This window comes from Mesorhizobium sp. WSM4840, assembly GCF_055811755.1.
This window is the reverse complement of sequence record NZ_JBVVQD010000006.1, coordinates 138,095-150,377: the sequence shown is the minus strand read 5'-3', so window position 1 is coordinate 150,377 and position 12,283 is coordinate 138,095. Positions and strand designations below refer to the sequence as shown.

The window sequence follows — 12,283 nt, the reverse complement described above, 5'->3', positions numbered from 1 at the left end:
CCCTCTCCCCGTGAACGGGGAGAGGGAAAAAGGCCCTACTTCGCCGAGCAGAGCTTGTCGCGGCTCGTCGACATCGCCGCCGCCGCCGAGAAACCGTAGGGCTCGATGATCTTGGCGAATTCGCCGGACTCCTTCAGCTTGGCCAGTTCGACGTCATAGGCGTCGCGCAGCGCCTCGTCGCCCTTCTTGAAGGCCGCGCCATCGCAATAGACCGGCGCGCCGACCACCGGGGCGACGACTTCGAGGTTCGGATCGTTGGCCTTCTTGACCAGATCGTTGATCGACAGCACCGGCAGCGAATAGACGTCGATGCGGCCGTCCTGCAGCATCTTCAAGCCGCTCTGGCCGTCCGGCACGACGATGACGCGGTCACGCGGCACGCCGGCAGTGAGCGCCAGCTTCTCCTCGGTGCCGCCGCCGGGCGCCCCGATCGTCGCGGTGGCATCCCTGGCGACATCCTCATAGCTCTTGAAGCCCTTCGGGTTGCCCTTCTTGACCAGCATCGCCTCGGCGTCGCACAGCACCGGCTCCGAATAAGCGACCGCCGCGCAGCGCTCCGGCTTCATGAACAGGCCGGCGGTGACGACGTCGAAACGGCCGGCCTGCAGGCCGGGGATCATCGCGCCATATTCCGAGATCGAGGCGACGATGTCGTTGACGCCGAGGCGCTTGAAGATTTCACGCGCCACGTCGGGCGCCGCACCCGAAACCTTGCCGTCGGCCGCAACCGCCGTATAGGGCGGTTCATTGGCGATGGCGACGCGGGCGAAGCCCTGTGCCTTGAGCTCTTCGAGCTTGCTGTCGTCGGCCGATCCCGCGGTCGAGGCGGCCAGAATCGCGGTCAGTGCAACACCGGCCAGGCCGGCCAGAATGCCAAGTTTCTTCATTGTTCCCAACTCCTTGCTTCTCTTCTTGGTTCGCTTTGGTCGAGACGGCTTCGCCGCCCCTGAGGACGGCGTTGCCGCCTTGGCATGGCAGTCAGACGCGATGTCCGGCCGCGATGATCTTCTTCAGGAAGCCTTGCGTGCGCTCCTGCTTGGGATTGCGGAAAATCTCGTCGGGCTTGCCTTCTTCGACAATCTTGCCGCGGTCGAAGAACAAAACCCGGTCGGCGAAATCATGGGCAAAACCCATTTCGTGGGTGACGAGCAGCATGGTCATGTCGGTCTCGGAGCAGAGCCTCCACAAGACGTTCAGCACCTCCTCGACCAGTTCCGGATCGAGCGCCGATGTCACTTCGTCGAACAGCATGATCCTGGGCTGCAGCGCCAGCGCTCGGGCGATCGCCACGCGCTGCTTCTGGCCGCCGGAGAGCTGCGCCGGCATCGCTTTTGCCTTGTCGGCCATGCCAACCATGTCGAGCAGTTCCATCGCCCGTTTTTCGGCGGCGGCGCGCGGCATGCCCTTGGTCAGGATCGGCGCCAGCGTGACGTTGTCGATGACGCTCTTGTGCGGAAACAGGTTGAACAGCTGGAAGACCATGCCGATCTTCTGGCGCATTCTAGCCAGATGCCGTTCGTCGGCGGGCAGCAACTGGCCGTTGCGCTCCATGTGGTAAAGCTGCTCGCCATCGATCTGGATGTGGCCGCTGTCGATCCGCTCCAGCGTCATCAGGATGCGCAGGATCGTCGTCTTGCCCGAGCCGGATGGGCCGATCAGCGCCAGCTTCTCGCGCGGCATGACCTGCATCGACAAGCCGTCCAGAACCTTGAAGGTGCCGAAGCTTTTCGAAATGCCGTCGATCTTGATGATGGGCGCGGACAAAGAATTTCCCCGTGCTGCAGAAGCTGTGCTTTAACGATGCGGAACGCGCCAAATCATGTCAATCAGGAAAATAAACTCATGACAATGTTTCTGGCTCCGCAGAATTTCGCGGCAATGTCTGCCTAGATCGCCAGCAGGAGATGCTCCGGGTCGCCGAGCAGAAGTTTGGTGACAACGCTCAGGCCGGCGCGCAGTTCCCCCTCGGTGGTCGAGCCCAGCGAGATCCGAACCGCTGGCTGCCAGGGCGCCGCCGAGATACGGAACGATGTGCCTGGTGCGATCGCCACGCCCTGCAGGCGGGCCTGCGCGACGAAACTCTCCTCGGCACGGTCACCGGGCAGCTGCAGCCACAGATGCAGTCCGTCGCGATGGACACGATAGTCGACCCCGGCAAGCGCCTGGGCGGCGATCTCCTGCCGTCGCCGCAGCGCTAAACGTTGCCAGCGGACGAGCTCCATCGCCGTGCCGTCGGCCACCCATTTTGTCGCGATCTCGGCCACCAGCGGCGTCGCCATCCAGTTGGAGACGAGATGGCGGTTGGCGACGGCGGCGGCATAGCGGTCGGGTGCCGCGAGATAGCCGATGCGCAGGCCCGGCACCACGATCTTGGTGAAGGAGGTGACGTAGAGCGTGCGCTCGGGTGCGAAGGCGGCGATCGGCGGCGGACGGCCCTCGACCAGCGGGCCGAGCACGTCGTTCTCGATGATGGCGATGTCATGCCGGCGCGCCACCACAGCGATCTGCTCGCGCCGCGCGACATCCATAAGCGTTGCGGTCGGGTTAATCACCGAGGGCTGCACGAACACGGCGCGGATGTCGGAAAGCCGGCACGCCTCGTCCAGCGCCTCCGGGATCAAGCCGTTGTCGTCGATCGGCAGGCCCTCGAGGTTGAAGCCGAGATAGCGCGCCAGCGGGATCAGCGTGTGGTGGCCGATCGCCTCGGTGGCGACGGTCGAACCGGGCGGCGCCACGCTCATCAGCGCCACCGTCATGCCGGCCGTGGCGCCGTTGGTCAGGCTGACATTCTGCGCGGACACGTCGAGACCGCAGTGCCGCAGCCATTCGACCGCCACCGCGCGGTGGCGTGGGAACACCATGTTCGGCCTGAACGACAGCGCCGAACTCGACGGCAGGTTTTCGGCAAGCCAGCCCAGCGCCTGCTTCAGCCGCTCCAGATGCATCGGCTCGCAGACCGGCTTCAGGATCGAGAGGTCGATGACCTCGCCAAGGCGTTCCGGCAGATAGGGCGGCTCCGGCTCGCGGCGCTGCGTCTGCACGAAGCTGCCGCGGCCGATCTCGCCGGAGACCAGGCCCCGGCGGATCAGTTCCTCATAGGCGCGGCTGACTGTCTGCACCGAAAGCTCCAATTCGTCGGCCAGCCGGCGATGCGTCGGCAGCCGCGTGCCATTGGCCAACCGCCCATCATGGATGGCGCGCGCGAACTGGTCGGCGAGCGATTGATAGGCCGGCCGCCGGATGAGCGCGGGATCTGGACGCCACAATGTCATGACATATTAGAGATCGAAATCAGTGCAATTGACAATCGAAATAATGCGCCGTCATGGTGTCGGGGACAAAAAAGTGGACGCTCATGGCCGCACCGAAACTCGATCAGATCGACCTGAAAATCCTCGACGCGGTCCAGCGCGACGGGCGCATCACCAAGCTGGCGCTCGCCGAAAAGGTCGGCCTGTCGGCGACGCCGTGCTGGATGCGCCTGCGCAAGCTGGAAAAGGCCGGCATCGTCTCCGGCTATCACGCCAAGGTTGCGATGCGCGCCGTCGCGCCGGTCGCCACCGTCCTGATGGAGGTAACGCTGGCCAGCCACCGCCAGGCCGATTTCGACCGCTTCGAGCGGGTCATCCGCGATATCCCCGAAATCGTCGCCTGCTGGTCGGTGGGCGGCGGCGTCGACTATCTGCTGAAAGTGATGGCGCGCGACATCGACGCCTATCAGCGGCTGGTCGACGCCCTGCTTGAACGCGAGATCGGCATCGACCGCTATTTCACCTACATCGTCACCAAGACGGTGAAGGAGGAGATTGTCTTGCCGGTGGCGGATCTGCTGCCGGCGCTGTCGTGAGGCCTGAGCAAATCGCAAAGAGCCCCCTCATCCGGCCGCTTCGCGGCCACCTTCTCCCCGGCGGGAAGAAGAGGCTGGCGCCGGCGCTGGCGATCTCCTCTCCCCTCGGGGAGAGGTCGGATTGCCCCGAATTGCCCTTTGCAATTCGGTTGGCAATCCGGGTGAGGGGGCACTTCCCCAATGCGATTGCCCAGCCTAAAGCTGGACAGATTGTCTGTCCGAGCCGATGAATAGAGACAATCTCTCTAAGCGTGGGCGCCCAAACAGCCTCTCTGTCTGCACCGCGCGCATAGTCTCTCCGCATCGCCTCGACATCGGGAGACCTCGAACATGTCCGCGCATTTTGCCCGCCCACAACGCCACGAAGCGCTCGACCGGCTCGCCGACCGCCGGCTGCTGCGCGAACTCGCCTATGTCGACGGCCACTGGACTGCGAGTGAGGCCGCCGAGAGTTTCGAGGTGACCGACCCTGCTACAGGCGCCACCGTTGCCTGGGTTGCCGCGCTCGATAGCAGGCAAACGAGCAAGGCGATCGACGCTGCGTCGCGTGCCTTTCCCGCCTGGCGAGGACTTTTGCCGCAGGAGCGCTCGAAAATTCTGCGAAAATGGTTCGACCTGATCATCGCTGCCAAGGAGGATCTGGCCCTGCTGATGACGCTGGAACAGGGCAAGCCGCTCAGGGAAGCGCTTGGCGAGATCGACTACGCCGCCTCCTTCGTCGAGTGGTATGCCGAGGAGGCAAAACGCCTCAACGCCGAAAGCGTCACCAGCCATTTGCCAAACGTCGAGATGATGGTGCGACGCGAACCGCTCGGCGTCGTCGGCGTCGTCACGCCGTGGAATTTTCCCGCGGCCATGCTAACCCGCAAGGCGGCCGCCGCCCTTGCCGCCGGCTGCACGATCGTGGCGCATCCTTCGTCGGAAACGCCGCTGTCGGCGTTGGCGCTGGCCGAACTCGGCGAACGCGCCGGCCTGCCCGCTGGCGTCTTCAACGTTCTCGCCGGCAAGGCTTCGACCATCGTTGGGCGGATGTGCGAAGACCCTCGCGTCCGGGCCATGAGCTTCACCGGCTCGACCGAGATCGGCAGGCTTATCGCCGCGCAAAGTGCGCCGACGATGAAGCGGCTGGTGATGGAGCTTGGCGGCCATGCGCCGCTGATCGTCTTCGCCGATGCCGATCTCGACAAGGCTGTGACCATCGCCGTCGATGCCAAATTCGCCACGTCCGGCCAGGATTGCCTTGCCGCCAACCGCGTCTATGTCCAGCGTCCGATTTATGATCGTTTCTGCGCCGCCTTCGCCAGGCGCATCGAGACGCTGCGGACAGGCAATGGCCTGGCTGATGACACTGACATTGGGCCGTTGATGCATGAGCGCGGCGTCAAGAAGGTCGAGGAACAGGTCGCCGATGCGCTCGCCCATGGCGCACGCTGCCTCACCGGTGGCAAACGCGATTCTGCAGGACCGCTGTTCTACCGGCCGACCCTGCTCGCCGATGTCACCGACGACGCGCTGATCATGCGCGAGGAAACCTTTGGTCCGGTCGCCGCCGTGACGGCCTTCGACAGCGAAGACGAGGTCATCGCCCGCGCCAACGCCACCGAATACGGCCTCGTCGCCTATGTCGTCACCGAGAACGGCGGCCGCCAATTGCGCATAGGCCGCGCGCTCGACTACGGTATGGTCGCCATCAACCGCGTCAAGATCACCGGCGCGTCGATCCCGTTCGGCGGCGTCAAACAGTCCGGCATCGGCCGCGAGGGCTCGCGCCACGGGCTCGAAGCCTTTACCGATCTTAGATATCTCTGCCTGGACGTGGCGTAAGGTGTATCGACATTCAGGTGATGCCGGTCTGCAAATGGCGGCGTCCTGCGCTTCCCTACAGCGCCGCGCGCCCTGTTGGGCGCGCAAAGGACGCTGTAGAACTTTGATTTTTGCGCATGACCTTTCCGAAATCGATCTCGATTTCGGGGTCATGCGCGGGCTCACGTACGAAAAAGTACACTCCGCTCCGGTTCTCGGAAGCCACCATTTTCGACTCGGCCTGACCTGAATCTCGACACACCTTAGGCCGCGTCGGGACCATCTTTCTCTAAGGAGTCAAAAAAATGCTCGACCAGTCCAACGAACTCGCCGCCTGGGACCGCGACCACTTCTTCCATCCCTCGACCCATATGGGCACGCATGCGCGGGGTGAATCGCCGACCCGCGTAATCGCCGGCGGCGAAGGCGTCACCATCTGGGACAATAACGGACGCAAGAGCATCGATGCCTTCGCCGGCCTCTATTGCGTCAATGTCGGCTATGGCCGCCAGAAGATATCAGACGCCATCGCCGCGCAAGCCAAGAACCTGGCCTACTACCACGCCTATGTCGGCCACGGCACCGAGGCGTCGATCACGCTTTCCAAGATGATCATCGACCGGGCGCCGCAAGGCATGTCGAGGGTCTATTTCGGCCTCTCCGGCTCCGACGCCAACGAAACCAACATCAAGCTGATCTGGTACTACAACAACGTGCTCGGCCGGCCGGAGAAAAAGAAGATCATTTCGCGCTGGCGCGGCTATCACGGCTCTGGCGTCATGACCGGATCGCTGACCGGGCTCGACCTGTTCCACAACGCCTTCGACCTGCCGCGCGCGCCGATCCTGCACACCGAGGCGCCCTACTATTTCCGCCGCGCCGACCGCTCGCTGAGCGAGGAACAGTTTTCCCAACACTGCGCCGACAAGCTGGAGGAGATGATCCTGGCCGAGGGCCCGGACACGGTCGCCGCCTTCATCGGTGAGCCGATCCTCGGCACCGGCGGCATCGTGCCGCCGCCTGCTCTCTACTGGGAAAAGATCCAGGCGGTGCTGAAGAAATATGATGTGCTGCTGGTCGCCGACGAAGTCGTTACCGGCTTCGGCCGGTTGGGCACCATGTTCGGCTCCGACCATTACGGCATCAGGCCCGACCTGATCACCATCGCCAAGGGCCTGACCTCGGCCTATGCGCCGCTGTCGGGCGTCATCGTCTCGGACAAGGTCTGGCAGGTGCTGGTGCAGGGTTCCGACAAGCTCGGCAGCATAGGCCATGGCTGGACCTATTCGGCGCATCCAGTCTGCGTCGCCGCCGGCGTCGCCAATCTGGAACTGATCGACGAGATGGACCTGGTGACCAATGCCGGCGAAACCGGCGCCTATTTCCGCGCCGAGCTGGCGAAAGCCGTCGGCGGCCACAAGAATGTCGGCGAGGTGCGCGGCGACGGCATGCTGGCGGCGGTCGAGTTCGTCGCCGACCGGGACGAACGCGTGTTCTTCGAAGCCTCGCAAAAGATCGGGCCGCAGGTCGCGACAGCCCTTGGCGAGCGTGGTGTCATCGGCCGGGCCATGCCGCAGGGCGACATTCTCGGCTTCGCGCCACCGCTCTGCCTGACGCGCGAAGAGGCCGATATCGTCGTGTCGAAGACGGCCGATGCGGTGAAGAGCGTGTTTGCGAACCTCTGAAGAACCGACATGAATGCCATAACCAAACCCCTCCCCGCCACTATGGCCGCCGTGCTGCTGACCGGTCACGGCGGACCGGAAAAGCTTGTCTATCGCACCGACGTGAAAGTACCCTCGCCCGCCCCGGGCGAGGTGCTGGTCAAGGTCACCGCTTGCGGCATGAACAACACCGATGTCTGGGTGCGACAGGGCGCCTACGGCACGGAGGAAGATGCTGCCGCGGTATCGACCTGGCGGCGTCAGGGCAACACGCTGACTTTCCCGCGCATCCAGGGCACCGACACGGTCGGCAATGTCGTTGCCGTCGGCGACGGTGTTTCTTCGGCTCGCATCGGCGAGCGGGTGATGGTCGACTTCTCCATCTACAACCGCGACGACGATTCACTCGCCGACATCGACTATATGGGCCACGGCCGCGACGGCGGCTATGCCGAGTACCAGGCCGTGCCGGCCGAAAATGCCCATGTCGTCGCTACCGACCTGACTGACGTCGAACTCGCCACTTTCTGCTGCGCTTACCTTACCGGCGAACAGATGCTGGTACGCGCCGCATTGAAGGCCGGCGAGCGCGTGCTGGTCACCGGCGCGTCGGGCGGCGTCGGCTCCGGCATCGTGCAATTGGCGCGGGCGCGCGGCGCCATTCCCTATGCCGTCGTCGGCAAGGGCAAGGAACAGGCGGTGCTCGACATCGGCGCCGAGGCGGTGATCACCCGTGGCGTCACCGATCTGCCTGCTGCCGTGAACGACGCGACCGACGGCCAGCCGATCGACGTGGTTGCCGACCTCGTCGGCGGTGCGATCTTCAATGACCTCTTGCGCATCCTTCGGCCCGAAGGCCGCTACACCACCGCCGGCGCGATTGCCGGCCCGGTCGTGCAGATCGATCTGCGCACCTTGTATCTCAAGCAGTTGCAGCTGCATGGTTCGAGCCAGGGCACGCGGCAAGATTTCCGCCGTATCGTCCGCTACATCGAGGAGAAGAAGATCCGGCCGCTGGTCGGCGGCGTCTACAGGCTGTCCGATTTCCACCGCGCCCAGGCGGATTTCATTGCCAAGGATTTTGTCGGCAAACTGGTGGTCGTTCCGGATGCCATCTCGGATCTCGCAGCAACCCGATGACAGCCAAGATTATCGCTCTCGCTTAGTTCTGCGATCGACGTCTGACGCCGACCGGTTCGTCCGCTACGGGCAGCCGTCGCCGTGCAGTTGGCAATGGGTAGTGTCGCAGGGATATTACCCCTCGGCTGCGAATACGTAGCTGTTGCCATCCTTGGACAGCGTGCCGACGTTCGGCATCAACCAGTGAGTACCCGAAATGGTGAGCTTGTCGGCGACCGCGCGATCGAAGATCTTCTTTCGCGTTTCGACGGCCATTTGCGGATCCTGGTCGATAGCAAGCTGCCACTCGGGATTTGTTGAAATGTGGGGCGCAAGATTGACCACGTCAGCGCTGATCAGGAACTGTTTGCCGCCCGATACGACCAGATGCGCGACCATTCCCGGGCTATGACCCGGCGCCTGAACGGCGTGCACGCCGGGCAGGAGTTCTGGTTCTCCCTCAAAGGTCCTGACGTTTTTCCACGTCGCCACGGTGGCCTGAATGCGCTGGGCGAGGCCCTTGCGCGTCGGTCCGAGATCGATCGACTCGACTCCCTGGCGCGTCCACCATTTCAATTCCGCGGCGGGCACCACGATGTCGGCATCCGGGAAGACCTGGGCATTGCTCTCATTGTTCATGAGGCCATAAATGTGGTCGCCGTGCAGATGGGAGATCAGGATCGTCTTGACTGCCTTGGGGTCAAGGCCCGCCGCAGCCATGCTCTCGAATAGCCGGCCGCTCCCCTCACCATAAATCGGATGACCGCCGGTACCCGAGTCGATCAGGACCACTTGATCGCGCAGCTTTAGCGCCATGACGATAAACCGCAGGGGCGCCTGATTGTCGGGAAAACCGGCACCACGCAGCGCCGTCTTGACCTGTTCGACGCTGACATTCCTGACCATACCCTCCCGCAGCGAAACGTCACGCATGCCATCAATCAGACAGAAGACTTCAATGTCGCCAACCTTGTATTTTCGGAAAGGTTGAGCGACGGCCTGTTGAGCGCAGGCCGCGTCGACAAACGTGATCGGCTTGTCGAGTCCAAACGCAGCATGAGCACCGGCTGCGCCAAGTGTCAGGTCGCGACGCGAGATATCGAACATCCTTCCCCGCTGACTGAATGATCGAGCATATCAACGGCGCTCGGCACTGCACAAGGCCGCCGTGAACGCGGCGATCAGGGCCGGCCGATCGAGGTCGTCGCCGAGCCGAGAATGGTGGGGTCCGAGAACCGGAACGGAGCGTACTTTTGGATACGTGAGTACCGGAAGCGTAGGAAACCGCCGTTCGCGGGCCGGCTGAATATCGACACGCTCTAACAAGCGCTCGGGCTGTTCGCCGACACGGTAAAATCGAGCGCGACATGGCCTTGCGGCGCGCCGAAGCGAAGGAAGGCTTCCGATAGCGTCGCGAACACCGGTCCGGCATCGCCTCTAAGCTTGGTGCAGAAATTCTTCGACCTGTCGAAGACGCCCGAAGTCTTGAGAAAGTCGATGCAGCCGTAGATCTCGTCCATGTGATGGCCCTCGCCGAGCGGATAGAGCGAGAACTGCGCGGCGACCTCTTGGCCGAGCTTTTTCGCACCGTCGACATGCGACCGCGCCGCGCCGATGCGCTCGGCCAGGGACAGCTCGTGACTGCTGCCGGAAATCGGTGTGCAGATCGGATCGTCGGGCTCGCCGGGGCAGCCGCGCGACACCGTCGCCGACAACACGCAGTGCACGCCACTTGCCGCCGCCGAGGCGAACAGATCGCGCATGGCCGGGAAAAGCTGTTCCGGCGGGCCGACGATCAGCGTCGAGATGTCGTCGGTCTCGATGCGGAAATTCGGCCATCGCCGAAAGTGCTTTGAGGATGACGCCGACGAAATCGTCGCACATCGGATACAGGGAAATCTGTGCACCTGAAAACACGGTCGCCTCGCTCCGCTGGCATTACCCAGATCAGCTTGAGGGACCGAAGGCTTGGCACCTTCCATCTCAGCCCCGGCAATACGGAGCGCCCCTGTCGATTGGGTGGACGTAGCACCGGCGCGGTGGATGTTCAAGTACGATCCGGGGCAATTGCCGATCGTGGCGCCGCCGGCAAAGCTGCCGATCTCCCCTGCGGAAGATTGGATGCCGCAGCAAGGCTCAAAGCGTACCTGGCTTTCAACGCTCAATACGCGGCGGCTTTCACGAGGCGTTTTTCGTGATGGCTTTGTTTATCTGCAAGACCATTCTGATTTGGCTGCACGACGGCAACAAGGATTCCTGATCCTCTCCTGCAGCGTTATAAGTTTTTCGCAGTTTTCTTATAACGCCGCTTGCGTCGCTCGAGATCACGCCGTTACGCGCGCGCCAATTGCGGGACCTGCTTGCCCGCGGCTTCAAGCGATCTTTCGAACGCGTCGATCATCTCATCGACCTGTGGCTCGGTGATGATCAGCGGCGGGCAGAAAGCCAGCGCGTCGCCCATGTTGCGGGATATCACGCCGTTCTGCTGCATGAAACCGTTGACGAGCCCGCCCAGCGCGCCGGCCGTCTCCCACGGCGTCTTGCTCGCCTTGTCGCCGACCAGTTCGACCGCCGCGATCAGGCCGACTCCGCGCACCTCGCCGACAAGCGGGTGCGATTCGAGCTTGCGCAGCCGCTTCTGCATATGCGCGCCGACCGTGCGCGCATTGCCGACAAGGTCGCGCTCCTCGATCAGCTTCAGGTTCTCGAACGCGACTGCCGCCGCAACGGGATGGCCGCCGCCGGTGAAGCCGTGGCCGAAGGTGCCGATGCGATTGCTTTCGTCGGCAATCGGCTCGAAAACCTTTTCGTTGATCAGCAAGGCCGAGATTGGCAGGTAGGACGAAGAAATCTGCTTCGACAGCACCATGATGTCAGGCCTGATGCCGAAGGTCTGCGAGCCGAACATCTCGCCGGTTCGGCCAAAACCGCAGATCACCTCGTCGGCGACGAGCAGGATGTCGTATTTCGACAGGACCGCCTGGATCTTCTCCCAGTAGCCGGCCGGCGGCACGATGACGCCGCCGGCGCCCATGATCGGCTCGCCGAAGAAGGCAGCGATGGTTTCCGGTCCTTCGGCCAGGATCAGCTTTTCCAAGTCGTCGGCAAGCCGGCTCGAAAACTCTGCTTCGCTCTCGCCTGGCAGCGCCTCGCGCCAGTGGTGCGGCGTCGACGTGTGCAGCACATTGGCAATCGGCAGGTCGAAGGAAGTGTGGTTGTTGGGCAGGCCTGTCAGGCTTGCCGCGGCAATGGTGACGCCGTGATAGCCGCGATTGCGGCTGATGATCTTCTTGCGTGCCGGCTGGCCGATCGCATTCGACCGGTACCAGATCATCTTCATGGCCGTATCGTTGGCCTCGGAGCCGGAATTGGTGAAATACGCCTTGCTCATCGGCACTGGCGCCATTAGCACCAGCTTCTCGGCGAGATCGATCAGCGGCGAATGCGATTTGGAGCCGAAGTCGTGATAGTAAGGCAGCTTGGACATCTGGCGCACCGCCGCATCGACCAGCCGCTTCTCCGAAAAGCCGACCGCGACGCTCCAAAGCCCGGCCATCGCCTCGATATAGCGGTTGCCGGCGAGATCCTCGACATAGATGCCGTCGCCCTTCTCGATGACGAGTGGCCCTGCTTCCTCATGCTTGCGGGCATTGGTGTAGCCGTGCATGTGGTAGCTGATGTCGCGGGCTTCGGGAGAATTCGGTCGAGCGTCCATGATGGCTCCTGTCCTGCATGCCGGGACGTGCGTCCTGCCGCCGTTCGGCGCGCATCGGCCTCTGGATTAATGCTGTTTGGTGCATCTGTTTCTTGTAAGGGTGTCAAGCCCTTTCGGAAGGGCTGGCGGATGGAC

At 63.3% G+C, this 12,283-nt stretch carries 9 protein-coding genes, 1 pseudogene and 1 riboswitch; of the genes and pseudogenes, 4 read left to right on the top strand and 6 right to left on the bottom strand.

The window, feature by feature from the left end:
• Positions 1-35: 35 nt before the first annotated feature.
• The 3 genes from ehuB to ehuR all read right to left on the bottom strand — a co-directional run bounded on the left by ehuB (position 36) and on the right by ehuR (position 3,272).
• Positions 36-887 (bottom strand): ectoine/hydroxyectoine ABC transporter substrate-binding protein EhuB, encoded by an 852-nt coding sequence (gene ehuB / locus AC0L3I_RS11105; protein WP_473526912.1) that lies wholly within the window; start codon positions 885-887, stop codon positions 36-38.
• Between the two features lie 91 nt (positions 888-978).
• Positions 979-1,764 (bottom strand): ectoine/hydroxyectoine ABC transporter ATP-binding protein EhuA, encoded by a 786-nt coding sequence (gene ehuA / locus AC0L3I_RS11100; protein WP_065006648.1) that lies wholly within the window; start codon positions 1,762-1,764, stop codon positions 979-981.
• A 122-nt stretch (positions 1,765-1,886) separates the two neighbouring features.
• The gene (gene ehuR, locus AC0L3I_RS11095; protein WP_473526911.1) at positions 1,887-3,272 is read right to left on the bottom strand and encodes a MocR-like ectoine utilization transcription factor EhuR; all 1,386 of its coding nucleotides are present in this window, start codon (positions 3,270-3,272) and stop codon (positions 1,887-1,889) included.
• 83 nt (positions 3,273-3,355) lie between these two features.
• Here ehuR and AC0L3I_RS11090 point away from each other — a divergent pair, with 83 nt between their 5' ends.
• The 4 genes from AC0L3I_RS11090 (at position 3,356) to AC0L3I_RS11075 (ending at position 8,454) form a co-directional block, all read left to right on the top strand.
• A complete protein-coding gene (locus AC0L3I_RS11090) occupies positions 3,356-3,847 on the top strand; it encodes an Lrp/AsnC family transcriptional regulator (RefSeq protein ID WP_473526910.1) in 492 nt (163 codons plus the stop codon).
• 330 nt (positions 3,848-4,177) lie between these two features.
• Complete coding sequence (locus AC0L3I_RS11085) at positions 4,178-5,671, top strand: NAD-dependent succinate-semialdehyde dehydrogenase (protein ID WP_473526909.1); 1,494 nt, start codon at positions 4,178-4,180, stop codon at positions 5,669-5,671.
• A 284-nt stretch (positions 5,672-5,955) separates the two neighbouring features.
• Entirely contained in the window at positions 5,956-7,335 is a 1,380-nt protein-coding gene (locus AC0L3I_RS11080) for an aminotransferase (protein ID WP_473526908.1), read from the top strand.
• A gap of 9 nt (positions 7,336-7,344) precedes the next feature.
• The gene (locus AC0L3I_RS11075) at positions 7,345-8,454 is read left to right on the top strand and encodes an alcohol dehydrogenase family protein (RefSeq protein ID WP_473526907.1); all 1,110 of its coding nucleotides are present in this window, start codon (positions 7,345-7,347) and stop codon (positions 8,452-8,454) included.
• A gap of 114 nt (positions 8,455-8,568) precedes the next feature.
• Here the strand turns inward: AC0L3I_RS11075 and AC0L3I_RS11070 are convergent, their stop codons facing one another.
• The 3 genes and pseudogenes from AC0L3I_RS11070 to AC0L3I_RS11060 all read right to left on the bottom strand — a co-directional run bounded on the left by AC0L3I_RS11070 (position 8,569) and on the right by AC0L3I_RS11060 (position 12,148).
• Positions 8,569-9,540: an MBL fold metallo-hydrolase gene (locus AC0L3I_RS11070; RefSeq protein WP_473526906.1), complete on the bottom strand. Its 972-nt coding sequence runs from the start codon at positions 9,538-9,540 to the stop codon at positions 8,569-8,571.
• Positions 9,541-9,752: 212 nt separating this feature from the next.
• Positions 9,753-10,350: pseudogene (locus AC0L3I_RS11065) on the bottom strand (YkoF family thiamine/hydroxymethylpyrimidine-binding protein).
• Positions 10,341-10,453, bottom strand: a riboswitch (TPP riboswitch). It overlaps the preceding pseudogene by 10 nt.
• A 312-nt stretch (positions 10,454-10,765) precedes the next feature.
• Positions 10,766-12,148, bottom strand: a complete 1,383-nt coding sequence (locus AC0L3I_RS11060; RefSeq protein ID WP_473526905.1) for an aspartate aminotransferase family protein — start codon at positions 12,146-12,148, stop codon at positions 10,766-10,768.
• Positions 12,149-12,283: the final 135 nt, after the last annotated feature.

Excerpts from the sequence above, each read along its gene's own strand:
- AC0L3I_RS11080 (WP_473526908.1), top strand. The coding sequence starts at position 5,956 with ATGCTCGACCAGTCCAACGAACTCGCCGCCTGGGACCGCGACCACTTC.
- AC0L3I_RS11070 (WP_473526906.1), bottom strand. The coding sequence starts at position 9,540 with ATGTTCGATATCTCGCGTCGCGACCTGACACTTGGCGCAGCCGGTGCT.
- AC0L3I_RS11060 (WP_473526905.1), bottom strand. The coding sequence starts at position 12,148 with ATGGACGCTCGACCGAATTCTCCCGAAGCCCGCGACATCAGCTACCAC.
- ehuR (WP_473526911.1), bottom strand. The coding sequence starts at position 3,272 with ATGACATTGTGGCGTCCAGATCCCGCGCTCATCCGGCGGCCGGCCTAT.
- AC0L3I_RS11090 (WP_473526910.1), top strand. The coding sequence starts at position 3,356 with ATGGCCGCACCGAAACTCGATCAGATCGACCTGAAAATCCTCGACGCG.
- AC0L3I_RS11085 (WP_473526909.1), top strand. The coding sequence starts at position 4,178 with ATGTCCGCGCATTTTGCCCGCCCACAACGCCACGAAGCGCTCGACCGG.
- AC0L3I_RS11075 (WP_473526907.1), top strand. The coding sequence starts at position 7,345 with ATGAATGCCATAACCAAACCCCTCCCCGCCACTATGGCCGCCGTGCTG.
- ehuB (WP_473526912.1), bottom strand. The coding sequence starts at position 887 with ATGAAGAAACTTGGCATTCTGGCCGGCCTGGCCGGTGTTGCACTGACC.